This window comes from Novosphingobium aeonii (assembly GCF_052279045.1).
In the GTDB taxonomy this organism is placed as follows: domain Bacteria; phylum Pseudomonadota; class Alphaproteobacteria; order Sphingomonadales; family Sphingomonadaceae; genus Novosphingobium.
On record NZ_CP176832.1, the window covers coordinates 1,549,919 to 1,574,774 of the forward strand.

The 24,856-nt window shown below is 62.8% G+C and carries 31 protein-coding genes; 27 read left to right on the top strand and 4 right to left on the bottom strand.

Annotated features, from left to right (window positions below; translation table 11 throughout):
• Positions 1–2 precede the first annotated feature (2 nt).
• From rpmC to ACLIMP_RS07785, 21 genes are all read left to right on the top strand, one after another.
• Positions 3–203, top strand: a complete 201-nt coding sequence (rpmC, locus tag ACLIMP_RS07685) for a 50S ribosomal protein L29 (RefSeq protein ID WP_054440318.1) — start codon at positions 3–5, stop codon at positions 201–203.
• Positions 204–214: 11 nt separating this feature from the next.
• Positions 215–484, top strand: a complete 270-nt coding sequence (gene rpsQ / locus ACLIMP_RS07690; RefSeq protein ID WP_054440320.1) for a 30S ribosomal protein S17 — start codon at positions 215–217, stop codon at positions 482–484.
• 162 nt (positions 485–646) lie between these two features.
• The gene (gene rplN, locus ACLIMP_RS07695; RefSeq protein WP_054440322.1) at positions 647–1,015 is read left to right on the top strand and encodes a 50S ribosomal protein L14; all 369 of its coding nucleotides are present in this window, start codon (positions 647–649) and stop codon (positions 1,013–1,015) included.
• Complete coding sequence (gene rplX / locus ACLIMP_RS07700) at positions 1,015–1,332, top strand: 50S ribosomal protein L24 (RefSeq protein WP_054440323.1); 318 nt, start codon at positions 1,015–1,017, stop codon at positions 1,330–1,332. The genes rplN and rplX overlap by 1 nt, the downstream gene beginning before the upstream one ends.
• Positions 1,325–1,903 carry a 50S ribosomal protein L5 gene (gene rplE, locus ACLIMP_RS07705; RefSeq protein ID WP_054440325.1) on the top strand — a complete coding sequence of 193 codons (579 nt, stop codon included), beginning with the start codon at positions 1,325–1,327 and terminating at the stop codon, positions 1,901–1,903. Before rplX ends, rplE begins: the two co-directional genes overlap by 8 nt.
• Before the next feature lie 29 nt (positions 1,904–1,932).
• On the top strand, positions 1,933–2,238 hold the full coding sequence (gene rpsN / locus ACLIMP_RS07710; protein WP_054440327.1) for a 30S ribosomal protein S14: 306 nt from the start codon (positions 1,933–1,935) through the stop codon (positions 2,236–2,238).
• Positions 2,239–2,250: 12 nt separating this feature from the next.
• The gene (gene rpsH / locus ACLIMP_RS07715; RefSeq protein WP_054440330.1) at positions 2,251–2,646 is read left to right on the top strand and encodes a 30S ribosomal protein S8; all 396 of its coding nucleotides are present in this window, start codon (positions 2,251–2,253) and stop codon (positions 2,644–2,646) included.
• Positions 2,646–3,179 (top strand): 50S ribosomal protein L6, encoded by a 534-nt coding sequence (gene rplF / locus ACLIMP_RS07720; RefSeq protein WP_054440332.1) that lies wholly within the window; start codon positions 2,646–2,648, stop codon positions 3,177–3,179. The genes rpsH and rplF overlap by 1 nt, the downstream gene beginning before the upstream one ends.
• Positions 3,179–3,517 carry a 50S ribosomal protein L18 gene (gene rplR / locus ACLIMP_RS07725; protein ID WP_054440334.1) on the top strand — a complete coding sequence of 113 codons (339 nt, stop codon included), beginning with the start codon at positions 3,179–3,181 and terminating at the stop codon, positions 3,515–3,517. Before rplF ends, rplR begins: the two co-directional genes overlap by 1 nt.
• A 2-nt stretch (positions 3,518–3,519) precedes the next feature.
• Positions 3,520–4,233: a 30S ribosomal protein S5 gene (gene rpsE / locus ACLIMP_RS07730; RefSeq protein WP_132469054.1), complete on the top strand. Its 714-nt coding sequence runs from the start codon at positions 3,520–3,522 to the stop codon at positions 4,231–4,233.
• A 5-nt stretch (positions 4,234–4,238) separates the two neighbouring features.
• A complete protein-coding gene (gene rpmD / locus ACLIMP_RS07735; protein WP_054440396.1) occupies positions 4,239–4,415 on the top strand; it encodes a 50S ribosomal protein L30 in 177 nt (58 codons plus the stop codon).
• Between the two features lie 197 nt (positions 4,416–4,612).
• The gene (locus ACLIMP_RS07740; protein ID WP_324698623.1) at positions 4,613–5,881 is read left to right on the top strand and encodes an ankyrin repeat domain-containing protein; all 1,269 of its coding nucleotides are present in this window, start codon (positions 4,613–4,615) and stop codon (positions 5,879–5,881) included.
• A 99-nt stretch (positions 5,882–5,980) separates the two neighbouring features.
• Positions 5,981–6,460: a 50S ribosomal protein L15 gene (rplO, locus tag ACLIMP_RS07745; RefSeq protein WP_185997827.1), complete on the top strand. Its 480-nt coding sequence runs from the start codon at positions 5,981–5,983 to the stop codon at positions 6,458–6,460.
• A 202-nt stretch (positions 6,461–6,662) separates the two neighbouring features.
• The gene (gene secY / locus ACLIMP_RS07750) at positions 6,663–8,030 is read left to right on the top strand and encodes a preprotein translocase subunit SecY (protein ID WP_054440340.1); all 1,368 of its coding nucleotides are present in this window, start codon (positions 6,663–6,665) and stop codon (positions 8,028–8,030) included.
• A gap of 34 nt (positions 8,031–8,064) precedes the next feature.
• Positions 8,065–8,712, top strand: a complete 648-nt coding sequence (locus ACLIMP_RS07755) for an adenylate kinase (RefSeq protein WP_054440342.1) — start codon at positions 8,065–8,067, stop codon at positions 8,710–8,712.
• 382 nt (positions 8,713–9,094) lie between these two features.
• Positions 9,095–9,463 carry a 30S ribosomal protein S13 gene (gene rpsM / locus ACLIMP_RS07760; protein ID WP_021233423.1) on the top strand — a complete coding sequence of 123 codons (369 nt, stop codon included), beginning with the start codon at positions 9,095–9,097 and terminating at the stop codon, positions 9,461–9,463.
• A 66-nt stretch (positions 9,464–9,529) separates the two neighbouring features.
• On the top strand, positions 9,530–9,919 hold the full coding sequence (gene rpsK, locus ACLIMP_RS07765; protein ID WP_007011846.1) for a 30S ribosomal protein S11: 390 nt from the start codon (positions 9,530–9,532) through the stop codon (positions 9,917–9,919).
• 106 nt (positions 9,920–10,025) lie between these two features.
• Positions 10,026–11,093: a DNA-directed RNA polymerase subunit alpha gene (locus ACLIMP_RS07770; RefSeq protein WP_054440344.1), complete on the top strand. Its 1,068-nt coding sequence runs from the start codon at positions 10,026–10,028 to the stop codon at positions 11,091–11,093.
• 131 nt (positions 11,094–11,224) lie between these two features.
• Positions 11,225–11,632 carry a diacylglycerol kinase family protein gene (locus ACLIMP_RS07775; RefSeq protein WP_324698630.1) on the top strand — a complete coding sequence of 136 codons (408 nt, stop codon included), beginning with the start codon at positions 11,225–11,227 and terminating at the stop codon, positions 11,630–11,632.
• A gap of 145 nt (positions 11,633–11,777) precedes the next feature.
• Positions 11,778–12,200, top strand: coding sequence for a 50S ribosomal protein L17 (rplQ, locus tag ACLIMP_RS07780; RefSeq protein ID WP_054440398.1), 423 nt, complete (start codon positions 11,778–11,780; stop codon positions 12,198–12,200).
• Between the two features lie 103 nt (positions 12,201–12,303).
• Entirely contained in the window at positions 12,304–14,463 is a 2,160-nt protein-coding gene (locus ACLIMP_RS07785; RefSeq protein ID WP_132469055.1) for a prolyl oligopeptidase family serine peptidase, read from the top strand.
• A gap of 6 nt (positions 14,464–14,469) precedes the next feature.
• Here ACLIMP_RS07785 and ACLIMP_RS07790 read toward each other — a convergent pair whose 3' ends face one another.
• A complete protein-coding gene (locus ACLIMP_RS07790; RefSeq protein WP_054440401.1) occupies positions 14,470–15,099 on the bottom strand; it encodes a trimeric intracellular cation channel family protein in 630 nt (209 codons plus the stop codon).
• A gap of 138 nt (positions 15,100–15,237) precedes the next feature.
• Here ACLIMP_RS07790 and ACLIMP_RS07795 point away from each other — a divergent pair, with 138 nt between their 5' ends.
• Both ACLIMP_RS07795 and ligA read left to right on the top strand, forming a co-directional pair.
• The gene (locus ACLIMP_RS07795; protein WP_443478146.1) at positions 15,238–16,560 is read left to right on the top strand and encodes a cytochrome P450; all 1,323 of its coding nucleotides are present in this window, start codon (positions 15,238–15,240) and stop codon (positions 16,558–16,560) included.
• A 48-nt stretch (positions 16,561–16,608) separates the two neighbouring features.
• Complete coding sequence (gene ligA, locus ACLIMP_RS07800; RefSeq protein WP_324698635.1) at positions 16,609–18,780, top strand: NAD-dependent DNA ligase LigA; 2,172 nt, start codon at positions 16,609–16,611, stop codon at positions 18,778–18,780.
• A gap of 66 nt (positions 18,781–18,846) precedes the next feature.
• On the opposite strand, the gene sciP is transcribed toward ligA, so the two are convergent.
• The 3 genes from sciP to bla all read right to left on the bottom strand — a co-directional run bounded on the left by sciP (position 18,847) and on the right by bla (position 21,250).
• The gene (sciP, locus tag ACLIMP_RS07805; RefSeq protein ID WP_082370497.1) at positions 18,847–19,149 is read right to left on the bottom strand and encodes a CtrA inhibitor SciP; all 303 of its coding nucleotides are present in this window, start codon (positions 19,147–19,149) and stop codon (positions 18,847–18,849) included.
• A 272-nt stretch (positions 19,150–19,421) separates the two neighbouring features.
• Positions 19,422–20,324 (bottom strand): 50S ribosomal protein L11 methyltransferase, encoded by a 903-nt coding sequence (locus ACLIMP_RS07810; RefSeq protein WP_443478147.1) that lies wholly within the window; start codon positions 20,322–20,324, stop codon positions 19,422–19,424.
• Positions 20,321–21,250 (bottom strand): subclass B3 metallo-beta-lactamase, encoded by a 930-nt coding sequence (gene bla, locus ACLIMP_RS07815; protein ID WP_324698639.1) that lies wholly within the window; start codon positions 21,248–21,250, stop codon positions 20,321–20,323. The genes ACLIMP_RS07810 and bla overlap by 4 nt, the downstream gene beginning before the upstream one ends.
• Positions 21,251–21,485: 235 nt before the next feature.
• On the opposite strand from bla, the gene sdhC reads away from it, so the two are divergent.
• The 4 genes from sdhC (at position 21,486) to ACLIMP_RS07835 (ending at position 24,844) form a co-directional block, all read left to right on the top strand.
• The gene (gene sdhC / locus ACLIMP_RS07820; protein ID WP_132469057.1) at positions 21,486–21,881 is read left to right on the top strand and encodes a succinate dehydrogenase, cytochrome b556 subunit; all 396 of its coding nucleotides are present in this window, start codon (positions 21,486–21,488) and stop codon (positions 21,879–21,881) included.
• A gap of 12 nt (positions 21,882–21,893) precedes the next feature.
• Positions 21,894–22,277, top strand: coding sequence for a succinate dehydrogenase, hydrophobic membrane anchor protein (gene sdhD, locus ACLIMP_RS07825; RefSeq protein ID WP_054440356.1), 384 nt, complete (start codon positions 21,894–21,896; stop codon positions 22,275–22,277).
• The gene (sdhA, locus tag ACLIMP_RS07830) at positions 22,277–24,097 is read left to right on the top strand and encodes a succinate dehydrogenase flavoprotein subunit (protein WP_054440358.1); all 1,821 of its coding nucleotides are present in this window, start codon (positions 22,277–22,279) and stop codon (positions 24,095–24,097) included. The genes sdhD and sdhA overlap by 1 nt, the downstream gene beginning before the upstream one ends.
• A 150-nt stretch (positions 24,098–24,247) precedes the next feature.
• Positions 24,248–24,844, top strand: coding sequence for an HdeD family acid-resistance protein (locus ACLIMP_RS07835; RefSeq protein WP_054440361.1), 597 nt, complete (start codon positions 24,248–24,250; stop codon positions 24,842–24,844).
• The last annotated feature ends 12 nt before the right edge of the window (positions 24,845–24,856 follow it).

The window sequence follows — 24,856 nt, forward strand, 5'->3', positions numbered from 1 at the left end:
TCATGGCAAACAAGATCGAAGACTTTCGTGCCAAGACCGACGATCAGCTGACCGCTGACCTCGCCGACCTTAAGCGCGAACAGTTCAACCTGCGGTTCCAGGCCGCGACCAACCAGCTCGAAGCCCCGGCGCGGGTGCGTGAAGTCCGCCGTGACATCGCGCGCATCAAGACGCTCCAGGCCGAGCGCGCGGCGCAGGCCTGAGGAGACACACGATGCCCAAGCGTATTCTGATCGGGACCGTGGTTTCCGACAAGACCGACAAGACCGTTACCGTACTGGTCGAGCGCAAGGTGAAGCACCCCCTCTACGGGAAGATCATCCGCCGCTCGAAGAAGTACCATGCTCACGATGAGGACAACGCCTTCAAGACCGGCGAACGTGTCCGCATCGAGGAGACGAAGCCCTACTCGAAGACCAAGACCTGGAAGGTTCTTGACCGTCTTCAGGCGAGCAAGGGCACGGCACTGGAAGCAGAGGTCTAAGGACCTCGGCCTCCAGGCCGAAAGCAGAGTGTTGACCTGGACGGGAGAATGCGGCAAAGGCCCGCACTTCGCCCGTCAAGGCGACTCGGGCCCCTAGTGGGCCTGTCTTTTTAGGAACTGCCGGACTGGTTCCGGCAAGCCAGTTGAGAAGGACCCGGATCGATGATCCAGATGCAATCCAATCTCGACGTCGCGGACAACAGCGGCGCCAAGCGCGTCCAGTGCATCAAGGTGCTGGGTGGCTCGAAGCGTCGTTTCGCAGGCGTTGGCGACATCATTGTGGTGTCGGTAAAGGAGGCGCAGCCCCGCGCCCGCGTGAAGAAGGGTGACGTTCACCGTGCGGTGATCGTGCGTACCCGCAAGGACGTGCGCCGTGCAGACGGCAGCGTTATCCGCTTCGACAGCAACGCGGCGGTGCTCATCAACAAGAACGAGGAGCCGATCGGCACTCGTATCTTTGGCCCCGTCGTTCGCGAGCTGCGCGGCAAGGGCTTCATGAAGATCATCTCGCTCGCTCCGGAGGTGCTGTAATGGCTGCTTCGAAGATCAAGAAGGGTGACGCCGTCGTCGTCCTGTCCGGCAAGGACAAGGGCCGCACCGGCACCGTGCTTCAGGTTCTCCCGAAGGACGGCAAGGTCGTGGTTGAAGGCGTGAACGTCGCAACCCGTCACCGCAAGCCGACCCAGCAGAACCCGCAGGGTGGCATCGAGCGCATTCCGGCCCCGATGGCGATCAGCAAGATCGCGGTCGCCGACAAGGACGGCAAGCCGACGCGCGTTCGCTTCGAAACCAAGGACGGCAAGAAGGTCCGCGTGGCCGTGAAGTCCGGGGAGACCATCGATGGCTGATTACACTCCGCGCATGCGCACCCGCTATGACGACGCCGTCGTCAAGGCGATGACCGAGAAGTTCGGTTACAAGAACGCAATGGAAGTGCCCAAGATCGAAAAGATCACGCTCAACATGGGTGTGGGCGAGGCCAGCCAGGACAAGAAGAAGGTCCAGACTGCCGCTGCGGAAATGGAAGCCATCGCTGGTCAGAAGCCGGTGATCACCAAGGCCCGCAAGTCGATCGCACAGTTCAAGCTGCGCGAAGGCATGCCGATCGGTTGCAAGGTTACCCTGCGCCGCGAACGCATGTACGAATTCCTCGATCGCCTCATCACGATCGCAATGCCCCGCATTCGCGATTTCCGTGGTCTGAACCCGAAGTCTTTCGACGGCCGGGGCAACTACGCGATGGGTCTTAAGGAGCAGATCATCTTCCCGGAGATCAGCTACGACAAGATCGAGAAGGTGCGTGGCATGGACATCATCGTCACCACCACCGCAAAGACCGACGAGGAAGCGCGCGAGCTGCTCCGTCTGTTCGGTTTCCCGTTCCCGGCTGAAGAGTCGGAACAGAAGGAAGCGGCGTGAGCCGCCGCTGAGGAAGAGAGCTTAAGTCCATGGCGAAACTGAGTTCCGTGAACAAGAACGAGCGCCGCAAGCAGCTCGTTAAGAAGTATGCAGGCAAGTACGCGCGCCTTAAGGCGGTTGCCGATGATGAATCGCTCGACGAAACCGAGCGTCTCATCGCCCGTCTGAAGCTGGCCGAAATCCCGCGTAACGGCAACCCGACCCGGGTTCGCAATCGTTGCGCGACCACCGGCCGTCCGCGCGGTTACTACCGCAAGTTTGGTCTCTGCCGCATCGAGCTGCGTGATCTTGCCAACAAGGGCATGATCCCCGGCGTGACCAAGTCGAGCTGGTAAGGGTACGAAGCAATGGCTATGACCGATCCCCTGGGTGATATGCTCACCCGCATCCGCAACGGGCAGCAGGCGAAGAAGGACACCGTTCTTTCGCCCGCATCCAAGCTTCGTGCGCGCGTTCTGGAAGTTCTCCAGCGCGAAGGCTACATCCGTGGCTACAGCGATGACGCTACCGGCGCTCATCCGCAGCTGCGCATCGAGCTGAAGTATTTCGAAGGCGAGCCTGCTATCAAGCACATCGCTCGCGTCTCCAAGCCTGGCCGCCGCGTCTACTCGGGTTCGAAGGAACTCCCGGTTGTTCGCAATGGCCTCGGCATCACCATCGTCTCGACGCCGCGCGGCGTGCTTTCGGATGCCGAAGCGCGCGCTGCCAACGTCGGCGGCGAAGTGCTGGCGGAGGTGTTCTAATGAGCCGCATCGGCAAAAAGCCGGTTGTGATCCCTGGCGGGGTCACTGCCGCCATCGATAACGGCATCCTGACCGTCAAGGGCCCGAAGGGCACCCTGACGCTGGGTCTGTCGGACCTCGTGACCTACTCGGTCGAGGAAGGTTCGATTGCCGTTCAGCCCGCCAACCAGACCAAGGCTGCCCGCAGCCACTGGGGCATGCAGCGTACGCTGGTGGCCAACCTCATCGAGGGCGTCACCAACGGTTACACCAAGGTTCTTGAGATCAAGGGCGTTGGTTACCGTGCGAATTCGCAGGGCAAGACGCTCAAGCTTCAGCTTGGCTTCTCGCACGACGTTGACGTCGCTGTCCCCGAGGGCATCGAAATCAAGACCCCGGATAACACCACGGTCGAGATTTCCGGTATCGACAAGCAGAAGGTCGGCCAGGTTGCGGCCGAGATCCGTCGCTGGCGCAAGCCCGAGCCTTACAAGGGCAAGGGTATCAAGTACCGTGGCGAGTTCATCTTCCGCAAGGAAGGGAAGAAGAAGTAATGGCCAAGCTGTCTCTTTTCGATCGCCGCGCTCGTCGCGTTCGTACCGCACTGAAGGCTCGTTCGGGCGGCCGTCCTCGTCTGTCGGTGCACCGCACCGGCCGTCACATCTATGCGCAGATCATCGACGATGCGCAGGGCCGTACGGTGGCCGCCGCCAACACGCTTGGCGCCAAGGGCACCGACAAGGACGCCGCGATCCGCGTGGGCAAGGAACTCGCCGAGGCCGCCAAGAAGGCGGGTATCACTTCGGTCGTGTTCGACCGTGGCGGTTTCCTCTTCCATGGCCGCGTCAAGGCGCTGGCCGATGCCGCCCGTGAAGGCGGGCTGGAGTTCTGATCATGGCTGACGAAAACATCAACGAAGCGCCGATCGCCGCTGAGCAGCCGCAGGGCGGCGAAGCGCAGGAGACCCGTGAGGGTCGCGGGCGCGGTCGTGGTCGCGGTGAACGCGGTGAGCGTGGTGGCCGTGGCCGTCGCGATGACCGTCGCGGTGGCCGCAACAACGACGAGGAACAGGGCGAGGAGCTTATTGAGAAGCTCGTCCACATCAACCGCGTCTCGAAGACGGTCAAGGGCGGTAAGCGCTTCGGCTTCGCTGCGCTGGTCGTCGTAGGCGACGGCAAGGGCCGTGTCGGCTTCGGCCACGCCAAGGCTCGCGAAGTTCCCGAGGCGATCACGAAGGCCACTGCTTCTGCCAAGAAGAAGATGGTCCGCGTGGCGCTCAAGGAAGGCCGCACTCTTCACCACGACGGCAAGGGCCACTTCGGCGCCGGCAAGGTGAACGTGCGTTCGGCTCCGGCCGGTACCGGCATCATCGCCGGTGGCCCGATGCGCGCCGTGTTCGAGAGCCTGGGCGTCGCTGACGTCGTCACCAAGTCGGTGGGCACCTCGAACCCGTACAACATGATCCGCGCCACCTTCGACGCGCTCGTCAACCAGACTTCGCCGAAGTCGGTTGCCCAGCGTCGTGGCAAGAAGGTCGCCGACCTGCTTGGTCGCGGTGGCGTCAGCGAAGCAGAGGCCGAGGCCGCTGCCGAAGCCATCGTGGAGTAAGGCTCATGGCAAAGATCAAGATCAAGCAGATCGGTTCGCCGATCCGTCGCCCCGAAAGCCAGAAGAAGATCCTCATCGGTCTTGGCCTGGGCAAGATGCACAAGGTCGTCGAACGCGAAGACACCCCGGAAGTCCGTGGTGCGATCGCGAAGCTGCCACACATGGTTGTGGTGATCGACTGATCAGCCTGTATCAGGCACGATAACCGGAAGGGCCCTGGCGGAAACGTCGGGGCCTTTCTCGTTTCGGTCGAGCTTTACATTCCCTTATCCCGCGTCTTATCGATGCTGCGCATAATCCGTGCGTAGCCGTGTCGGTTCCTCCACCTTTGGTGCCACTTGTGTTAAGCGCGGAGATCTGGATTTCCCCGGGGGATACTTTGCTTCGCAGGACCATCGCGGCCACGTCACTGTCTCTGGCCGTTCTCGCTCTTTCGGGATGTGAAGGCAGCGAGCCGCCCGATAACGGTGAAACCTATGTTCAGGAGAGTCCGGCTGCCGAGCCGGCCTGTAACGATCCGCTCGCCGATCCCGCTACGCTGGAGCGTGATCGCGAGGCCGACAAGGCGCTCAAGACGCTTCTCGCATCCGGACAGGCCGATCCGGTTGCCGAGGCGCGCAAGGCTGCGGCGGCCGGAGATTTCCGGCTTGTCGCTGCGGTGACGCTTGGCGGCATCGACACCAGCCAGTTCGGTGCTCAATGCGTGCTACGGGGAGGACTATCTCCCCGGATGGCGCGTGTCGTGACCTACTTCGGTGAAGATTCGCTGCCGACGCCTGCGCCCAGTGAGGCGCCGAGCGGTGAGACCGAAGATCGGCTCGCGACATTTGCACGGACTTTCAATGAAGCGCTGATCGCTAATCCGGCGTATCCATATCGAGACGTGTGCCGGTCCGTTCCCGTCCTGGCTGTGAAGAAGGGGGCTGCAGCGCAGGAGCCTGACGTCGCGAAGGGTCCAGAGCGCGCTTATGGTTACGCAAAGCTCGGCCCGTTGCCAGAAAACGCCACGCTCGCCGATGCAGCGCGCCGCGGCAATGTTGCGGCTTTGCGGCGGATGCTTGACGAGGAACCTTCGGCCGACCCGACAGGTGATGCGCTGGATGCGCCGCAGACCATCGATTCCCCAGATCTGTTCGGAATGACGCCGCTTGCCTGGGCAATTGCCTATCATCGTGACGGAGCCGCTCGTTTCCTGCTCTCACGGCAGGCGAGCCCTTCGGGCGCGCAGTGTCAGGCGCTGATGGACCGCGATTCGCCGATGCAGATTGCGCGAGCTCAGGGCTGGCTGCAGATGGTCCTGAAGATGAAGGCGCTTGTGCCTGAGGCCGATTATGCCGGTCTCGCGGAAGAGCCGGCCTTGCCCGATGGAAACAAGGCGCAGTTCAACGCCGAACTGGCGAAACTGGGCGATCGTTACGGCACGATCTTTAATAAGGACGAGCTCACTCGTCATGAATTGAAGTTCACCGTTAACGCTGGCGGGCGCGTAACCTCTTGTTCTTTCGAACCGAAAACTGTTTCACCAGAGTTCGACGCGGATATTTGCCGGCTTGGTGCCGAGGTGTTCAAATGGAAGCCCGCACGAGACGCTGAAGGCCGTTCGATCCCCGGAAACGGGAAGCTCATGATCCGCCTCCGAGGCAGTTAAGAGCCGCAGTTCCGGATTCGGGGGTGACATTGCGCCGCGGTTCGCTTATGGGCCGCGCCTTCCCATTAGCGCGACTAAAAGCGAAAGCGAGTGCAGACTATGAAATTGAATGACATCCGCGACAACGCGGGCGCCCGTCACCGTCGCATCCGCGTCGGCCGTGGCATCGGCTCGGGCAAGGGCAAGACCGCTGGTCGTGGTCAGAAGGGTGCCAAGGCACGCTCGGGCGTTTCGATCAACGGCTTCGAAGGCGGCCAGATGCCGCTTCACATGCGCCTTCCGAAGCGCGGCTTCAGCAACAAGAAGTTCGCCAAGGATTACGCGGAAGTGAACCTCGGCATGATCCAGAAGGCGATCGACGCCGGTAAGCTGGACATCTCGGGCACCGTTGATCACGCGGTTCTCCAGGCCGCTGGCCTGGCTCGTGGTGGCAAGGACGGCGTCCGCCTGCTGGGCAAGGGCGAACTGACCGCCAAGGTCGAGTTCAACGTTGCCGGTGCTTCGAAGGGTGCCGTGGAAGCGGTCCAGAAGGCTGGTGGTTCGGTGATTCTTCCTGCCAAGGAAGCCGCCGAAGCCTGAGCCATCGCAACCGCGATATGCTCATAGGGGGAGGGCGGGCGCGATGCGCTTCGCCCTCTCTTCATTCAGACTGCCTTTCGGCGACAGGTCTTCCAGAGCCGGCGCGAATGTCTATATGAGCGGACCAGAACCGGGGTTCGACAAGCCTTCATGCAGTCGCTAAGGCAGACCCGAACCGACTATCGAGGCTTTACAAATCGTCATGGCTTCCCGCGCCGACAATATCGCCAGCACTCTGAGCCTGGCCAACTTCTCGAAAGCCACCGAGCTAAAGAACCGAATCTGGTTCACCATCGGTGCGCTGATCGTCTTCCGCTTCCTGAGCTTCGTTCCGCTTCCCGGCGTGAACCCGCTGATTCTCTCGCAGCTCTACAGCAAGACGCAGGGCGGCATTCTCGACCTGTTCAACACTTTCTCGGGCGGTTCGCTTTCGCGAATGAGCCTCATTGCGCTCGGCGTGATGCCTTACATCACGGCGTCGATCGTGGTGCAGCTCGCCGCATCGCTCCACCCCGCACTGGTGGCGCTGAAGAAGGAAGGCGAAACCGGCCGCAAGAAGCTTAACCAGTACACCCGGTATGGCGCAGTTCTCCTTTGCGCGATCCAGGGCTGGTTCCTCGCGGTCAGCCTGGAGGCGTACGGCGCTTCGAACGGGCTTCAGGCCGTCGTCGATCCTGGTTTGGTGTTCCGCATCGGTGCCGTGATTTCGCTCGTCGGGGGCACGATGTTCCTGCTGTGGCTTGGTGAGCAGATCACCTCGCGCGGCATCGGCAATGGTGTTTCGCTCATCATCATGGCGGGCATCGTCGCCCAGATGCCGACGTTCGCGACGAACGTCGGACAGGCCTACAGCGCGGGCGACACGGGCTCGATCCTCATCATTGCGCTGATCGTGCTGATCGTCGCCATGATCCTGATGATCTGCTTCATGGAACGTGCGCAGCGCCGTCTGTTGATCCAGTATCCGAAGCGGGCGACTCAGCGCGGGATGATGCAGGCCGATCGCAGCCATCTGCCGTTGAAGATCAACACGGCGGGCGTGATTCCGCCGATCTTCGCCAGTTCGCTGCTGCTGCTGCCGCTGACCATCACTCAGTTCGCGGGTAAATCGCTGAATCCGGAATCGACCTGGGGCAAGATCGTCGTCTCGCTGAACCAGTACCTCGGTCACGGCAAGCCGCTCTACATGCTGCTTTATGCAGCGGGCATCGTGTTCTTCTGCTTCTTCTACACTGCGGTCGTCTTCAATCCCGAGGAAACCGCTGACAACCTGAAGAAGAACGGTGGCTTCATTCCCGGCATTCGCCCGGGCAAGAACACCGCGAATTATCTCGATTACGTGCTGACCCGCATCACCGTGATCGGAGCGATCTACCTGACCATCGTCTGCACCGTTCCGGAGTACTTCCTCTCGATGACCGGTCTGCCGTTGCTCTTCATGGGTGGAACGAGCTTGCTGATCGTCGTCAACGTGACCGTCGACACGATCACGCAGATCCAGTCGCACCTGCTGGCACACCAGTATGGCGACCTGATCAAGAAGGCGAAACTGAAAGGCAGACTGCGCTGATCGGCGCTCGCCAGGGACAAATGAGGGGTAAGGCGTGAATATCATCCTGTTGGGCCCGCCGGGGGCGGGCAAGGGCACCCAGGCGCAGCGTCTGGTCGAGCGGCATGGCATGCGCCAGCTTTCGACTGGCGACATGCTCCGCGCTGCGGTGAAGGCTGGTACGCCTACCGGGCTGGAAGCCAAGGCAGTGATGGAGCGTGGCGAGCTCGTTTCGGACGAGATCGTCTCAGCTCTGATCGGAGACGAACTGGACGCCATGGGGTCCGGTGCCGGTGCGATTTTCGACGGTTATCCGCGCACGGCGGCTCAGGCCGAATCGCTTGACGGAATCCTGGCCGCACGTGGTCGCAAGCTCGATCATGTGATCGAACTGGAAGTCGACGAAGAGGCGCTTGTCGAGCGGATCACCGGCCGTTTTTCCTGCGCCAGTTGCGGGAAGGGCTATCACGACAAGTTCGAGCAACCCAAGGTTCCCGGGGTCTGCGACAAGTGCGGTGGGACGGAATTCAAGCGCCGTCCTGACGACAATGCCGAGACCGTTAGGACTCGTCTGGCAGAGTACCGTGCGAAAACTGCGCCGATCCTGCCGATCTATGAGGCGCAGGGAATCGTTGCCAGAGTCGATGGCATGGCTGACATGGACGATGTCACCGCAGCCATCGAAGCGGTCCTGAAATCCTGATGATGCGGCCGGGCGAAAGTCCGGCCGTTCTCGTTTGCGGTATGCGTGCCGGTGGCGCTGCCGTGACGATGCGCCGCGCGGGGCTTCCTGCGCGGCGATTTTCGCTTTCTTTGACTACCGTACGCGGATGCGGTAAACAGTTGGCGCAAGGTCTGCTCTCGCCGCCCACACGGGGCCGGTGATCGAGCGGCACGGTTCGCGGGCGTTGACACGCCTTTCGAATCGTCCTATGCGCGCCCTTCACTCAAAGGTTTCGGCAAGTCCGGGGGCGTTGGCAACAAGCGTGCCGCCAACCGGACCTTTTGTCATTTACGCCTTTCGGGTGAGAAGCGTTGAGATGGGGGTCGTCCCTAGGGCGCTCCTGTGGAGCATGGAGATTTAAGTGGCTCGTATTGCCGGGGTAAACATCCCCACCAACAAGCGCGTTATCATCGCGCTCACCTACATCCATGGTATCGGTCGTACCAAGGCTCTCGAGATCGCCGACAAGCTCGGCATCGATCACAGCCGCCGCGTTCAGGACCTGTCGGACGCCGAAGTCCTGCAGATCCGCGAAACCATCGACGCCGATCACACGGTTGAAGGTGACCTTCGTCGCGAAACCGCGATGAACATCAAGCGCCTGATGGACCTCGCCTGCTACCGTGGCCTGCGTCACCGCAAGGGTCTGCCGGTTCGTGGCCAGCGCACGCATACCAATGCGCGCACCCGCAAGGGCAAGGCCAAGCCGATCGCCGGCAAGAAGAAGTAAGCCGTTCGGGCCGAGCAATCGGCCCATCCGGTTTTCCCCAGCGATTTTTCGACAGGATACACGAACATGGCACGCGAACCCCAGCGCATTAAGCGCCGCGAGCGCAAGAACATCACCAGCGGCATCGCGCATGTGAACGCCAGCTTCAACAACACCATGGTGACCATCACCGACGCCCAGGGCAATGCGATCAGCTGGTCCTCGGCAGGCATGATGGGCTTCAAGGGTAGCCGCAAGTCGACGCCGTACGCCGCGCAGGTCGCCGCTGACGACGCCGGCAAGAAGGCCGCCGAACACGGCGTCCGCACTCTCGAAGTCGAAGTCAAGGGCCCGGGTTCGGGCCGTGAGAGCGCCCTGCGCGCCCTCCAGGCGGTCGGCTTCACCATTACCTCGATCCGCGACGTGACGCCGATCCCGCACAATGGCGTGCGTCCTTCCAAGCGTCGCCGCGTCTGATCGAGCTAATCCGGACGACGAACCGGTCGTCGTCCGGGCTTCGGAACGTCCCGAGCCTTTCCACCAGGCTCCGGGGCGTAACCGCCATCACTCCCAGGGGAAGTCCATGACTGTCAACATCAAGAACTGGCAGGAACTCAAGAAGCCGAACAGCCTTGAGATCAAGCCGGGACCCGACCCCAAGCTGAAGGCGACCTTCGTCGCCGAACCTCTCGAGCGCGGTTTCGGCCTGACGCTCGGCAATGCGTTGCGTCGCGTGCTGCTCTCCTCGCTGCAGGGTGCTGCGATCACCTCGATCAAGATCGAGAACGTGCTGCACGAATTCTCGTCGCTGGCCGGTGTGCGCGAGGACGTCACGGACATCGTCCTCAACGTCAAGCAGATCGCGCTCAAGATGCAGGGCGAAGGCCCGAAGCGTCTCCAACTGTCGGCTACCGGACCGGCAGCGGTCAAGGCGGGCGACATCGCCGTCTCGGGTGACATCGAGGTCATGAACAAGGACCTCGTGATCTGCCACCTCGACGAGGGTGCCACGCTCAACATGGAACTGACCGCCGACACCGGCAAGGGCTACGTCCCCGCCGTGTCGAACCGTCCCGTGGACGCACCGATCGGACTTATTCCGGTCGATTCGCTCTACTCGCCGGTGCGTCAGGTCAGCTACAAGGTGGACAACGCCCGCATCGGTCAGGAGCTTGACTACGACAAGCTCAATCTGACGGTGGAAACGGACGGTACCGTGACCCCGGAAGACGCCGTGGCTTATGCTGCGCGCATCCTCCAGGACCAGCTTGCGCTGTTCGTCCACTTCGAGGACATCGCTCCGGTTGGCGCCTCGCCGATGATCGGCATGGCTGCTGGCGGCGCTGCTGCCTCGGAAGAGAGCGATACCAATCAGCTCAACCGCTACCTTCTCAAGAAGGTGGACGAACTGGAACTGTCGGTACGTTCGGCCAACTGCCTCAAGAACGACAACATCATCTATATCGGCGATCTGGTCCAGAAGACCGAAGCCGAGATGCTGCGTACGCCGAACTTCGGCCGCAAGTCGCTCAACGAGATCAAGGAAGTTCTTTCCTCGATGGGTCTGCGCCTCGGCATGGACATTCCGGGCTGGCCGCCCGAGAACATCGAAGAAATGGCCAAGAAGCTGGAGCAGGAACTGCTCGGTTGATCGGTTACTTCGATACCGAATTGAAGAGGGCTCCGCAGGAATGCGGGGCCTTTTTCTTTGGGGAACTGCTCTCTGGGCAGCAGGTGCAATCGGGTCTGGCCGATTTGCGTGCGGCTGTTTAGCGTGCTGGCATGATCGAACCTTCCGACGTGCTATCGGCGCGGACTCGCTTCAGTCTTGGCGCACGCTTCAGGAGTGTCATCTATGCGTGGCGCGGACTGCGTAGGCTTGTTCATGGCGAGCATAACGCGCGGATACACCTCGCCGCTTCGCTGAGCGTCGTGGCGGCAGGCATCTGGCTGCGAGTTTCGATGAACGACTGGCGGTGGCTCGTCCTGGCGATGGCCATGGTGTGGCTCGCCGAGGCGTTCAATACGGCGATCGAGGAGCTTTGCGACCGGATCGAACCGGGGTTCGACCTTGTCATAGGCCGGATCAAGGATATTGCGGCCGGGGCTGTTCTAATCGCCTCTCTGGCGGCAGCGCTGATTGGTGTGCTGACGCTGGGTCCGCCGTTATGGGTGCTTGTCCAGCAGTAGTAGGCCCGTTCCGGCTTGACTCCATCGCCGTTTTCGGGTTGAGGGCGCCACTCACACGTAAGTGAACCGGCTTTGGGCGATGGCCGAACCACATCGCCCGGCAGGCAGTACCTTGAACGGCTGCCTGACGAACGGAGTATATGAAATGCGTCATAAGCATGGTCAGCGCAAGCTGCAGCGCACCTCGGGCCACCGCGCCGCCCTTCTGCGCAACATGGCCGCCGCTCTCATCAAGCACGAGCAGATCCAGACCACCACGCCGAAGGCGAAGGAACTGCGTCCTTACCTCGAAAAGCTGATCACGCTCGCGAAGCATGGCGGCCTTTCGAATCGTCGTCTGGCGCACGCTCGCCTGATGGACGAAGCGCAGGAAAAGAAGCTCTTCGAAGTTCTGGCCGAGCGTTATGCCGGCCGCAACGGTGGCTACACCCGCATCATCAAGGCAGGCATCCGCGCTTCGGACGCCGCCCCGATTGCGATCATCGAACTCGTCGACCGCGACGTTTCGGAAAAGGGCAAGGACTCGGGCCCGGTGACCACCGACACCGAGGAATACGCCGAGGCCTGATCGCCTTTCGGCAGTCGGCTTCGTAGAGGAGCCGGCAAAGAGATTGCAGGGCGGTCGCGGGAATACCTCGCGGCCGCCTTTCTTTTTGTTTCGGGAGAACGTGATGTATCGTCTGTCGGGCCTGCTTGGGGCCGTGTTTCTTTCCACCGCTTCCAGCCTTGCGGTGGTACCTGTTTCAGCGCAGACGATGGTTCCGATGACTTATCCCGAAACACGCCGCGACGATCTCGTTGAAACCCTGTTCGGCGAGCGCATCGCGGACCCGTACCGCTGGCTCGAAAACGATGTGCGGCACGATCCGGAAGTCGCCGCCTGGGTCGAGAAGGAATCGACCTTCACCGAAGCGTACCTTGAAGGACTGCCGCAGCGTAGTTGGTTCAAGCAGCGGATCAGTTCGTTGATGAACTTCGAGCGGTTCGGTTTGCCGATCAAGGCTGGCAAGCGGTACTTCTATACCCGAAACACCGGGCTTCAAAACCAGTCGCAGCTTTTCGTGCGCGACGGACTGCACGGCGCGCCTCGGATGCTGCTTGATCCCAATGCCTGGGCGAAGGACGGTGCCACGGCACTGGATGCGTGGGAGCCCTCTCACGAAGGTCGCTATCTGCTCTATAGTGTGCAGGACGGCGGGAGTGACTGGCGTGTGCTTCACGTGCTGGATGTAACCACGGGCAAGGCGCTGGATGACGAACTGCGCTGGGTCAAGTTCAGCGCGCTGGCGTGGATCGGGGAGGAAGGCTTCCTCTACTCGCGATTCCCGGCGCCCGAGGAAGGAGCTGCGTTCCAGAGCCTGAACTACAACCAGGCGATCTATTTCCACCGGCTCGGTACGCCGCAGAGCGCCGACGAACTGGTCTACTCCACGCCGGACCATCCGGATTACGGCCACGCCGCCGAAGTGACGCAGGACGGGCGGCTTGCTGTCATCACCTCGCATATCGGCACGGATTCGCGCTACGATGTGCATGTGATCGACCTGTCGAAGCGCAAGAAGGCGGGGTGGGACGCAAAGCCCGTGGTGACGGGTTTCAAGGACGACTGGCGGCTTGTCGAAGGGGCCGGACAGAAGCTCTGGTTTGTCACCAACGAAAGTGCACCGCGCTACCGGCTCATCAGTATCGATCTCGGGGCGAAGGCTCCGGCCTTCGCGGAAGTCGTCCCGCAGCGCGAGGACATTCTGGAGCGGGCCGGTATCGTCGGCCAGCAACTCGTTCTCAACTATATGCGTGACGCGGCGAGCCATGCCGAGATCGTCGGGCTTGACGGCAAGCCCGGCCGTGCGCTTGCGCTCAACGGTATCGGGACGGCTTCCGGGTTCCGGGGCAAGCCCGGAGACCCTGAGACCTTCTACTCCTTCACGAGCTTCAACCGTCCGGCAGCGATCTTCCGGATGAACCTCGATACCGGCATGTCCGAGCCCTTCGCGGAGCCGGTGATGGATTTCGACCCTTCGGACGTCGTGGTCGAGCAGCGCTTCTATACGTCGAGGGACGGCACGCGGGTGCCGATGTTCCTCGTGCGGCGCAAGGACGTGGTGCAGTCGGGCAAGGCCGTGCCGACGCTGCTCTATGGCTACGGTGGTTTCGACATTTCCCTGACGCCGGGTTTCTCGGCCAGTCGCATGGCCTGGGTCCAGGCCGGAGGCGCCTTTGCCATGGCGAACCTGCGCGGCGGCGGCGAGTATGGACGCGCCTGGCACGATGCCGGGCGCCGTGCCAACAAGCAGAACGTGTTCGACGACTTCATCGCCGCCGGAGAGTATCTCAAGGCCGAAGGGATCGCTTCAAAGGATGGCCTTGCGATCCAGGGCGGGTCCAACGGCGGGCTTCTCGTGGGGGCCGTGCTGAACCAGCGGCCCGATCTTTTCGCGGCCGGGGTGCCGCAGGTCGGCGTCATGGACATGCTGCGCTTCGACCGCTTCACTGCCGGTCGCTATTGGGTGGACGACTATGGCTATCCTGACCGGGAAGAGGATTTCCGGATATTGAAGGCCTATTCACCCTATCACAACATCCGGGCGGGCACGGATTACCCGGCGATTCTCGTGACCACCGCGGATACCGACGATCGTGTGGTTCCGGGGCATTCCTTCAAATATGCGGCGGCGCTTCAGGCCGCGCCCTTGGGTGACAAGCCGCATCTGATCCGTATCGAGACGCGGGCGGGACATGGCTCCGGCAAGCCGACCGACAAGGCGATCGAGGAAGGCGCGGATGTCCTCTCGTTCGTTGCGCGGTGGACGGGATTGAAGATTCCCGACTGAGCCCCTTCAGGATTCGCTGTCCGTTCCTTCGTGAGCGGGCAGCCCCAGGGACCAGTAGATAGCGGCTCCGCGCAGTGCGAATCCCGCCGCTGCGGCTATGGCCCAGGTCAGTTGAGGGGCGATGCCGAGGGCTATACCCGCCGCCGCGACGGTTGCTGCCAGGGCTGCGGCTGTCACGTATAGTTCCGGCCGCATCAGGATCGAAGGCTGTCCGGCCACGACATCGCGGACGATGCCGCCGACGCAGCCGGTGGCGACGCCCATGACCATCGCCGGAATCGGTGGCACGCCCCAGGCCATGGCCTTGATGGTTCCGAACACCGAATAAACCGCAAGTCCCAATGCGTCGGCCCACTCCAGCAATTGTCCCTGCCACCAGCGTACCGGCGTGAACCAGGCGAGGGTCGCGACCGCGAGGCATACGGGGGCCACGAAAGGATCGCGAACCCAGAAGACCGGCGCTCCGATGAGGAGATCTCGCAAGGTGCCGCCGCCCACGCCGGTCATGAGTGCGAAGAATGCGACGGTCACGAAAGTCTGCCGCAACTGGGCCGCCGAAAGGGCGCCGGTCAGCGCGAAGACGGCGATTCCAAGGATATCGAACGCTGCGGGCAGGGCGGGCGCGTCAGGCGGCATGATCGTGGGCATGGCCTTGTCATAGCGCGCCTGTCGCCAATCGGGGAGGGGATCGCATCGCCGCGGCGTGGACAGTCCGGCTATGACGCCTCATCCATATATGATACATAGGAGATCATAAAATCGGGAGAGCAACGGGTGTCTCATCAACAAGCCTACGAAACCGCCGATTGGTATACCGACGTCTCGCTCGTCGACGATCCACATGCCTATTTCGATTACCTGCGCGCGCAAGGCCCGGTGGTGCGACTGCCATATCGCAACGCCGTGGCGGTGACGGGGTACGATGAGACTGTCCAGATCATGCTGGATACGGAGCATTTCTCCTCGATCAATGCCGTCACCGGCCCGGTCGCCGACCTGCCTTTCAGAGCCGATGGGGATGACATCTCGGAGAAGCTGGAGGCGCATCGCCGGCAGATACCGTTTGCCGATCAGATCGTGACCGAGGGCGGTGCGCGCCACGCTGACCTTCGTTCCATCATTGCGCGGCTGTTTACGCCGAGCCGCCTCAAGGATCTGCAGCCGAAGCTGCTCGCCACGGCGGAATCGCTGATCGAAGAATTCGCCAGGGACGGAAAGGTCGACCTCGTGCGCCAATACGGCGGTCCCTATGGCGCGCTTGTCATTTCCGATCTCCTGGGCCTTTCCGAACGAAGCCGCGCGAAATTCAGGGCCTTGCTTGAGGGAGCGATACCCGTGCCGATGGATGCCAGCGAGGAGGACATGCTCAAGAACCCGCTGGTGGGGGTGGGGAAGGATCTGTTCAGGCTGATCGCCCAGCGGCGCATAGTCGCCCATCCGTTGATGAAGCCTTTGCACGGCCTGCTGGCGCGTGAGGATATCTTGAGCGAATTGGCCACGGCGAGCTATCCCGACGGCGGGAAGCCTTCGCTGGTGGATCTTACCAGCCTTGCGGCCTTCCTTTTCGGCGCCGGGCAGGACACGACGAATCGGCTTCTTGCCAATGCCTTCCGGATCATCGCGACGAGGCCCGATATCCAGCAGGAACTCCGTGGAAACCGGGCTCGGATCGGTGATTTCGTCGAGGAAGTGCTGCGGTTCGACGGTTCGGTGAAGAGCGGCGGGCGCATGTGCCAGAAGACGACGACGCTGGGCGGGGTGGAGATCAAGGCTGGCACCGCCGTCCTGCTGTCGCACATGGCCGCCAACCGGGACCCCAGGCGCTTCGCGGAACCGGGGCAGTTCGACATGGACCGGCCGAGGATCAAGGAGCATCTCGCGTTCGGCAGGGGCGCTCATACCTGCATCGGTGCTCCGCTGGCCCGGCGCGAAGTGGTGACGAGTATCGAGCGGCTGCTCGCCCGCATGGGCAACATCCGTTTGTCCGAGGCCCATCATGGCCCCGCCGAGGCTTTGCATTTCGATTACGAGCCGACTTACATCCTGCGCGCGCTGGCGGCTTTGCACCTCGAATTCGATCCGATCGAAGGGGATTAACGCGTCGGGGGAATTCCAACCCGCATCGCTCTGGCCTATTACCGCGCAATGACCAGCACTGAGACCCGCTCCGAGATCGGCCCCGAGATTGCTTCCGCGATCGGAGAAGCCGAAGCGGCCAATGAACTGATGCGCCTGGCGCGCCAGATAAAGCGCGCCAACCGCCTCTATCACGCCGAGGATGCGCCCGAGATTTCGGATGCCGAATATGACGCCCTGGTGCGGCGCAATGCGGAACTGGAATTGGCGTTCCCCCATCTCGCCCGCTCCGACAGTCCATCGAATCAGGTCGGGCACGAAGTGGCCGGCTCGCCCCTGTCGAAAGTGACGCACGAGGTTCGCATGATGAGCCTCGACAATGCTTTCACTGACGAGGAAGTGGCGGAGTTCGTGGGCCGGGTCCGGCGCTTCCTTTCGCTATCGGCGGAGGAGCCGGTAGCGATGACGGCGGAGGACAAGATCGACGGTCTTTCCTGCTCGCTGCGGTATGAGAAAGGCAGGCTGGTCCGCGCCGCTACGCGCGGGGATGGCATGGTGGGCGAGGACGTTACCGCCAATGTCGCGCATATCGCCGATGTCGTGCAGGAACTGAAGGGAGAGGATGTTCCCGAAGTCTTCGAGGTGCGCGGCGAGGTCTACATGGAGAAGGCAGCCTTCGCGGCGCTGAACGAGGCCCTGATGGCTGAAGCGCGCGCACATGCGGAGGCCAGGGGCGAGGTGTTCGACGAGGGCAAGGTCCGCCAGTTCGCCAATCCGCGCAACGCCGCAGCCGGTTCGCTGCGCCAGAAGGATGCGGCTGTCACCGCGAAGCGCCCGCTGCGTTTCTGGGCGCATGGCTGGGGCGCCGCGAGCCATGTGCCGGGGGCCAGCCAGCACGAGGTGATCCGCCGGATCGAATCCTGGGGGCTTCCGGTCTCCCCGCAATTCCGCCTGTGCCATACGCTTGAGGAAGTGCTGGAGGCCTACCGCGTCATTCGCGATGGCCGGCCCGGCTTGCCGTTCGAGATCGATGGCGTCGTCTACAAGGTCGATCGCCTCGACTGGCAGCAGCGGCTTGGTTTCGTGGCCAAGGCGCCGCGCTGGGCAATGGCTCACAAGTTTCCGGCAGAGCGTGCCGAAACCGTTCTTGAATCGATCGACGTTCAGGTCGGGCGCACGGGCAAGCTCACGCCGGTCGGGCGGCTCAAGCCGGTTCTGGTCGGAGGCGTGACCGTTACCAATGTCACTCTGCACAATCGCGACGAGATTGCGCGTCTTGGCGTCCGGCCGGGGGATCGCGTGGTCCTGCAGCGCGCCGGTGATGTGATTCCACAGGTCGTGGATAACCTGACGCGCGCCGAGGAGAGGGCGACGTTCCACTTCCCGGATCACTGCCCGGAATGTGGTAGCGAGGCGGTTGCGGAAGAGGGGGAAGTCGATGTGCGCTGCACGGGCGGCCTCATCTGCCCGGCCCAGCGGACGGAACGGCTCAAGCACTTCGTCAGCCGGGGAGCCCTCGACATCGAAGGGCTGGGGGAACGGACTATCGACGAGTTCTTCGCCAGGGGCTGGCTCGAAAGTCCGGCCGATATCTTCCGTCTGCGCAAGCGCCGCGACGAGATTCTCGCGCTTGACGGGTGGAAGGACAAGTCTGTGGACAACCTGTTGGCCGCAGTGGAAAACAAGCGCGCGCCAGATGCGGCCCGGCTGCTCTTCGGGCTCGGCATCCGCCATGTCGGAGCCGTCACGGCGCGCGATCTGATGAAGCGGTTCGAGACGTTGCCGGCCTTGCGGCTGCTGGCCGAACAGGCCCATGCCAAGGAAGGCGAGGAGGCTGCGGCGCTGGGTAGCGAGGCTTATGCCGAACTGGTGTCGATCGACGGCATCGGTCCGGCCGTGGTGGAGGCGCTGGGCGATTTCTTCCACGAAGAGCATAACCGTCAGGTCTGGGACGACCTGCTTTCGGAGGTCGCTCCCCCGCCTTACGTCGTCGAGACGGTGGAAAGCGTCGTGGCGGGCAAGACGGTGGTATTTACCGGGAAGCTGGAAACGATGAGCCGCGACGAGGCAAAGGCTCAGGCTGAGCGTCTTGGCGCCAAGGCGGCCGGGTCCATATCGGCAAAGACGGACTTGCTGGTCGCTGGTCCCGGTGCCGGTTCAAAGCTCAAGAAGGCTGCCGAGCTCGGTATCGAAGTGATCGATGAAGCCGGGTGGGCCGAGATCGTGCGCAGCGCCGGTTGAGAAAGGGCAGGGCGCCCAGGGAGGGCCCCCTGCCGCTCGTCGGCGTGAACGCCGGCGAGCGGATTATCAGGAGTTTCGTCCCTGCCTTTCGTGCATGTGACGGTAGTGCTGTACCCGGGTGGCGCGCAGGCCGGCCATTCCTTCACGCTCGACGGCGCGTTGCCACGATGCCAGTTCCTCGAGAGTGAGGCCGTAGCGGTCGCAAGCCTCGGCGATCGTCAGGAGCCCTCCGTTGACCGCAGCTACGACTTCCGCCTTACGGCGAACTACCCAGCGAGACGTGTTGCGTGGCGGAAGGCTGCCCTTGTCGAGCGCTTCACCCAGGGGTCCGACGACGGCCTTCGGCCTGTCTAGTTCAGATTGAAGCATTTTTGGCCTCTTGAGCTGTTGTTACCAGCCCCCCTTGGCCTTAATTCTTGGCCGAATCCTTTAATTATTCGGAACCGGTCTTGGTTAATCACCGTTAACCAATTGTCAGGTAATTCCCTGAAATGAATGGGTAAATCTCCGAGGCTTTTTTCCCTCGGAGATTTAACTTTCGTTGACTTGCGTTAAGTTCGGTTTAACCACGATCATCTGCTGTTCTTGGAGATGACGGCGGTTGCGACTGGGCGAGTTGTTCGTGCGGTGAAGCGTGCGCGCTATCGGCGACGCGCCCGCATCCACAGGATCGACCAGTCTCCATTTACCAGTCTGGCGGCGAGACGAAGCCCGGCCCGGCGACAGGCGCGGCGCACGGCGGCCTCCTGCGTTTCCAGCAGGCCCGCAAGGACGAGGCTACCCCCCGGAGCAAGGGACTTGGCGAAGTCCGGCGCAAGGGAAACCAGCGGGCCGGCGAGGATATTGGCCATGATGAGATCGTAGGGGCCGCGCGCTGCCAGCAGGGGGTGGTCCATGCCGTCCGCGATGGTCATGGCCAGTTCGCCGCCGCGCGCGCCGAGGCTGACTCCATTCGCGGCGGCATTGTCTTCCACGACGCCGTAGCAGACCTGATCGATATCGCTCGCGGTCGCGAGTGCTCGGGGCCAGAGCGACATCGCTGCGAAGGCCAGCAGTCCCGTGCCCGTCCCGATATCGGCGTGGTTGCGAACGACCAGCCCCTGCGCCTTCATATGCGTCAGCATGGCGAGGCAGCCGGCGGTCGTGGCGTGCTGGCCGGTGCCGAAAGCCTGGCTGGCGGGTATGGTGAAATCGGTTATGCCGGGATCGTCCGAAACCGGATGTTCGGGCGTGTGGACGTGGAAGCGGCCCGCGCGGATCGGTTCGAGTCCCTGCTGGCTCGTTACCAGCCAGTCGGTTTCCGGCAGTTCCTCGACAATGAACTTTGGCGGCTTGCCGCCGAACAGGGCGGCGACGGCGTCCTTGTCGGCCTTGCGCGGCTTGTGGGCCAGCCATGCTTCAAGCTGCCAGTCGTCCGGTTTGTCTTCGGCGATCTCGCTGCCCGAAAGGACGATGTCGGGGTCCCAGTCGAATGCATCCTCGTGAGCGACAAGGGCGTCTTCGATGACGGTGCGCGGGGCATAAGCGGTGATCTTCCAGCTCACGAACGGGTCTCCTTCGCTGCGGCGGCGGCTTCTTCGGAAAGGCGCTGGTCGAAGCGGGCATTGGCGGCAGCCGCATAAGTACGGCAGGCGGTGGGATCGACCAGCGGGGACTTGCCCGCTAGCCGTGTGAAGAGATCGCTTGCCCCGGGGTGCGGCGTGACCAGCAGGTCGCAGGGCAGGGCGGCGATTCGGCGCAACCCTTCCCGGACATCGGCAATGCGGTCGGGGTGGTCGGTAAAGCGGTAGCTCTTGGCCGAAATCGCGCTTGCGCTGTCCGCATAGGCGATCGTCAGGCATTTGCCGTCTTTGCCGCATGACTGCCATGTCCAGCTCGTCGATCCGGCAGCGTGAGCGAGCGTGGCGCGGGCGGTGACGGTGATGTCGCCCAGCGTGATGCTTTCCCCGCCCGAGAGGCGCTTGTCGACGTGAACCGCCGGGAATGGGTCGAGCTGGCCGAATTGCGGATCGTTCGGGTTGGCCTTGCCGGTTTCGAGCACTTCGGCGGCGGCAGGCAATGCGGCGAGCCGTGCGCCGGTCGCGCGTCGCAGCTCCGCAAGAGCGCCCGCATGGTCGAAGTGTTCGTGGCTGGAGAGAATCCAGCGCACGTCCTTCACCTTGAATCCGGCCGCCTGGATATTGGCCAGAACCATCGGCGCCGCTTCGGGAAGGCCGCCGTCGATCAGGATGTGGCCTTGCTTGCCGGTGATGAGAATAGCGGAAATGCCGCAGGTGCCGACATACCAGGTGTTGCCGTAAAGGTGGGCGGGCGGAGCGGCATCGGCCCAGCCATCGTGCCCTTCACAGGCGGCGGCGAGCCTCGATGGGGGCGCCTCCGCGCTGTCGGTTGCAGGTGCTGCGCTGCCGGGCGCGGTGGAACAGGCGCCCAGCAGAAACGCGGGGGCGAGCATGTTCGACAGGCGGCTCATGGGTCTCTTCATGGGTTGGCGCTTTAGTGCGGAGGGGCGGCCAAAGCCAGTGGGACGGGGCGTCCCGCGTACCATCTGCGCCCGATTGTCGATGAGGCTCCGGAAAAGTCGCTTGTGTGCGATGCATCCGCGATGTGCTTCGCGGAACTTGCGCCAAGCGGCGATTTGTCTAAGGGGACTTCTCGACAGGGGCAGCCTTGGGCTGCTGCAAAGGCAAAAGGGATTCGAAAGAGCCATGGCCAAAGACGGCACCAGGAACCGTCCGCTTTCGCCCCATCTCCAGATCTGGCGTTGGGGCCCTCACATGTTCGTCTCGATTCTTCACCGCGTGACCGGTGATGGCATGGCATTCGCCGGCCTCGCCGTGCTGCTGTGGTGGCTCGGGGCGCTCGCCGGTGGCCCTGCCGCCTACGAGACGTTCAGCTGGGCGATGACCACGCCGATCGGCTATGTCGTTCTCGTCGGCATTTCCTGGGCTTTCTTCACGCACATGATGAGCGGCCTTCGCCACTTCGCCCTCGACGTCGGCGCCGGGTTCGAGCTGACGATCAACAAGACCTGGTCGATCCTTTCGCCGGTCTTGGGTGTGATCCTCACCGTCGCCTTCTGGGCGATCCTGCTGCTTCGCTGAGGAACGGGAAATATGGGTAACGGAACTTCCATCGGCCGCGTTCGCGGCCTCGGTTCGGCGAAGACCGGTGTTCACCACTGGCTGCTGCAACGCTTCACCGCCATCGGCAACCTTCTCTCGGTGCTGTTTCTCGTGGTCTCGATCCTGCTGCTGCCGGATCTGAGCTATGCAACCGTCGTCGAGTGGATTGTACGCCCGGTTCCCGCCGTGGCGATGATCCTGCTCGTCGTGACCACCTTCTGGCACGCCCGCATCGGGCTTCAGGTCGTCGTCGAGGATTATGTCCACGATCACGCCAACAAGTTCGCCTGCATCGCGGCGCTGAACCTTTCCGCCTGCGCCGGCATCGCTTTCGGCGTCTTCTGCGTCATTCGTCTCGCGCTGGGAGCCCATTGATGACCCAAAACGCCTCGGGCCCTGCCTACAAGATTATCGACCATACCTATGACACCGTCGTCGTCGGCGCCGGTGGCTCGGGTCTGCGCGCCACCATGGGCTCGGCCGAAGCCGGCCTTCGCACCGCGTGCATCACCAAGGTCTTCCCGACCCGCTCGCACACCGTTGCGGCGCAGGGCGGCATTGCCGCCTCGCTGTGCAACAACTCGCCGGACCACTGGACCTGGCACATGTACGACACCGTCAAGGGGTCGGACTGGCTGGGCGACCAGGACGCCATCGAATACATGGTGCGCGAAGCCCCGGCGGCGGTCTACGAACTGGAGCACGCCGGCGTGCCCTTCAGCCGCAATGCCGACGGCACGATCTACCAGCGCCCGTTCGGCGGCCACATGCAGAACATGGGCGAAGGTCCGCCGGTGCAGCGCACCTGCGCCGCTGCCGACCGTACCGGTCATGCCATGCTGCACGCGCTCTATCAGCAATCGCTGAAGTACGACGCGGACTTCTTTATCGAATACTTCGCCATCGACCTCATCATGGACGGCGGCAAGTGCGTGGGCGTGATCGCGCTCTGCATGGATGACGGTTCGATCCACCGCTTCCGTTCGCAGGCTGTCGTGCTGGCGACGGGCGGTTACGGACGTAGCTACTACACCGCCACGTCGGCCCATACCTGCACCGGCGACGGCGGCGGCATGGTCCTGCGCGCGGGTCTTCCGCTGCAGGACATGGAATTCGTGCAGTTCCACCCCACCGGCATCTACGGTGCGGGCGTGCTCATCACCGAAGGCGCGCGCGGCGAGGGCGGCTACCTGACCAACTCCGAAGGCGAGCGCTTCATGGAGCGCTATGCGCCTTCCGCGAAGGATCTCGCCTCGCGCGACGTCGTCTCGCGCTCGATGGCGCTGGAAATCCGCGAAGGCCGCGGCGTCGGCCCGCACAAGGACCACATCTACCTGCACCTCGATCACATCGATCCCAAGGTGCTGGGCGAGCGTCTGCCGGGCATCACCGAAAGCGGCAAGATCTTCGCAGGCGTCGACCTGACCCGTCAGCCGCTGCCGGTCGTTCCCACCGTTCACTACAACATGGGCGGTATTCCCTGTAACTATCACGGCGAAGTCGTCACCATCGGACCGGACGGCAACCCGGACACCGTGGTGCCGGGCCTGTTCGCGGTGGGTGAGGCGGCCTGCGTCTCGGTTCACGGTGCCAACCGTCTGGGTTCGAACTCGCTGATCGACCTCGTGGTCTTCGGCCGCGCCACCGGCCACCGCCTCAAGGAGATCGTCAAGCCGGGCGTCAATCAGGCGGAACTGCCGAAGGATTCGGCGGATCTCGCGCTGGGCCGTCTCGACCACTTCCGCAACGCCAACGGCGGTTCGCCGACGGCGGAAGTCCGCACCGAAATGCAGCGCACCATGTCGGCACACGCTGCCGTGTTCCGCACCGATGAACTCATGGTCGAAGGCAAGGACAAGCTCGCCAAGACCTATGAGCGCATGCAGGACATCAAGGTCACCGATCGCGGCCTGATTTGGAATTCGGACCTGGTGGAAACGCTGGAACTGGACAACCTGATCTCGCAGGCTTCGGTCACTCTGCACGGCGCCCAGGCGCGCAAGGAAAGCCGCGGCGCCCACGCGCACGAGGACTTCCCGAACCGCGACGATGCGAACTGGATGAAGCACACCGTCGGCTGGTTCAACGGCTGGGGCGGCAAGGGCGGCGAAATCCGTCTCGATTACCGCCCGGTCCACGAATACACGCTCACGGAAGACGTGCAGTACATCAAGCCCAAGGCCCGCGTGTACTGAGCTTCTCCCAAGCCAGCTGAAATCGAAAAGGGCGGCGTACCGGCATCCGGTGCGCCGCCCTTTTGCGTTCACAATTGCCCGTGTCGTTGCAACCGATCGGGTTTCTGGGCATTTTCTTGCAGAGACCCCGCCAACGCAGGAGGCAGGCGCATGACACGAACCGAGATGGACCCGTTGCTCGAACCGAACGTGGAAAACGATCCCCTCGTCAGTTCGTTGAAGCAGGCCTCTGGCAAGGCCTGGGGCTGGGTGCTGGCTTACGGTGTTCTTCTCATGCTCATTGCCTTGCTGGTGGTTTCCCGCCCGCTTGTTGCAGGAGTGGCGACCGGGCTGCTCGTGGGCGTAGTTCTGGTTATCTACGGGATCGCTGCCATTGCTTCCGGCTGGACATCGCTTTCGCAGCGAGCGCGCTGGGTGGAAATCCTGCTGGGGCTGCTGGCGCTGATCGCGGGCGTCTTTGCGCTCGTCAATCCTGTTGCGGGCGCGCTTTCGCTCGTCTGGGCTATCGGTGCGTGGCTTCTCGTTTCGGGTGGATTTCAGATCGCCTTCGCGCTCAAGGCCCGGCACGACAAGGGATGGCGTCTGTTCCTCGGCGTTCTCGACGTGCTGCTGGGGTTTGTCCTGCTGTTCTCTTCACCGGGTATCGGTCTTGCCTTCCTGGCGATAATCATCATGGTCAGTCTGGTCGTGCGCGGTGTGTTCCTCATCATGCTCGCCCTCACACTGCGCAAGTCGGCGCAGGCTTGACCGCTCCCGTTA

Coding starts and splice junctions, on each gene's coding strand:
- rpmC (WP_054440318.1), top strand. CDS start 3: ATGGCAAACAAGATCGAAGACTTTCGTGCCAAGACCGACGATCAGCTG.
- rpsQ (WP_054440320.1), top strand. CDS start 215: ATGCCCAAGCGTATTCTGATCGGGACCGTGGTTTCCGACAAGACCGAC.
- rplN (WP_054440322.1), top strand. CDS start 647: ATGATCCAGATGCAATCCAATCTCGACGTCGCGGACAACAGCGGCGCC.
- rplX (WP_054440323.1), top strand. CDS start 1,015: ATGGCTGCTTCGAAGATCAAGAAGGGTGACGCCGTCGTCGTCCTGTCC.
- rplE (WP_054440325.1), top strand. CDS start 1,325: ATGGCTGATTACACTCCGCGCATGCGCACCCGCTATGACGACGCCGTC.
- rpsN (WP_054440327.1), top strand. CDS start 1,933: ATGGCGAAACTGAGTTCCGTGAACAAGAACGAGCGCCGCAAGCAGCTC.
- rpsH (WP_054440330.1), top strand. CDS start 2,251: ATGGCTATGACCGATCCCCTGGGTGATATGCTCACCCGCATCCGCAAC.
- rplF (WP_054440332.1), top strand. CDS start 2,646: ATGAGCCGCATCGGCAAAAAGCCGGTTGTGATCCCTGGCGGGGTCACT.
- rplR (WP_054440334.1), top strand. CDS start 3,179: ATGGCCAAGCTGTCTCTTTTCGATCGCCGCGCTCGTCGCGTTCGTACC.
- rpsE (WP_132469054.1), top strand. CDS start 3,520: ATGGCTGACGAAAACATCAACGAAGCGCCGATCGCCGCTGAGCAGCCG.
- rpmD (WP_054440396.1), top strand. CDS start 4,239: ATGGCAAAGATCAAGATCAAGCAGATCGGTTCGCCGATCCGTCGCCCC.
- rplO (WP_185997827.1), top strand. CDS start 5,981: ATGAAATTGAATGACATCCGCGACAACGCGGGCGCCCGTCACCGTCGC.
- secY (WP_054440340.1), top strand. CDS start 6,663: ATGGCTTCCCGCGCCGACAATATCGCCAGCACTCTGAGCCTGGCCAAC.
- rpsK (WP_007011846.1), top strand. CDS start 9,530: ATGGCACGCGAACCCCAGCGCATTAAGCGCCGCGAGCGCAAGAACATC.
- ACLIMP_RS07770 (WP_054440344.1), top strand. CDS start 10,026: ATGACTGTCAACATCAAGAACTGGCAGGAACTCAAGAAGCCGAACAGC.
- ACLIMP_RS07775 (WP_324698630.1), top strand. CDS start 11,225: ATGATCGAACCTTCCGACGTGCTATCGGCGCGGACTCGCTTCAGTCTT.
- rplQ (WP_054440398.1), top strand. CDS start 11,778: ATGCGTCATAAGCATGGTCAGCGCAAGCTGCAGCGCACCTCGGGCCAC.
- ACLIMP_RS07785 (WP_132469055.1), top strand. CDS start 12,304: ATGTATCGTCTGTCGGGCCTGCTTGGGGCCGTGTTTCTTTCCACCGCT.
- ACLIMP_RS07790 (WP_054440401.1), bottom strand. CDS start 15,099: ATGCCGCCTGACGCGCCCGCCCTGCCCGCAGCGTTCGATATCCTTGGA.
- ligA (WP_324698635.1), top strand. CDS start 16,609: ATGACCAGCACTGAGACCCGCTCCGAGATCGGCCCCGAGATTGCTTCC.
- sciP (WP_082370497.1), bottom strand. CDS start 19,149: ATGCTTCAATCTGAACTAGACAGGCCGAAGGCCGTCGTCGGACCCCTG.
- bla (WP_324698639.1), bottom strand. CDS start 21,250: ATGAGCCGCCTGTCGAACATGCTCGCCCCCGCGTTTCTGCTGGGCGCC.
- sdhC (WP_132469057.1), top strand. CDS start 21,486: ATGGCCAAAGACGGCACCAGGAACCGTCCGCTTTCGCCCCATCTCCAG.
- sdhD (WP_054440356.1), top strand. CDS start 21,894: ATGGGTAACGGAACTTCCATCGGCCGCGTTCGCGGCCTCGGTTCGGCG.
- sdhA (WP_054440358.1), top strand. CDS start 22,277: ATGACCCAAAACGCCTCGGGCCCTGCCTACAAGATTATCGACCATACC.
- ACLIMP_RS07835 (WP_054440361.1), top strand. CDS start 24,248: ATGACACGAACCGAGATGGACCCGTTGCTCGAACCGAACGTGGAAAAC.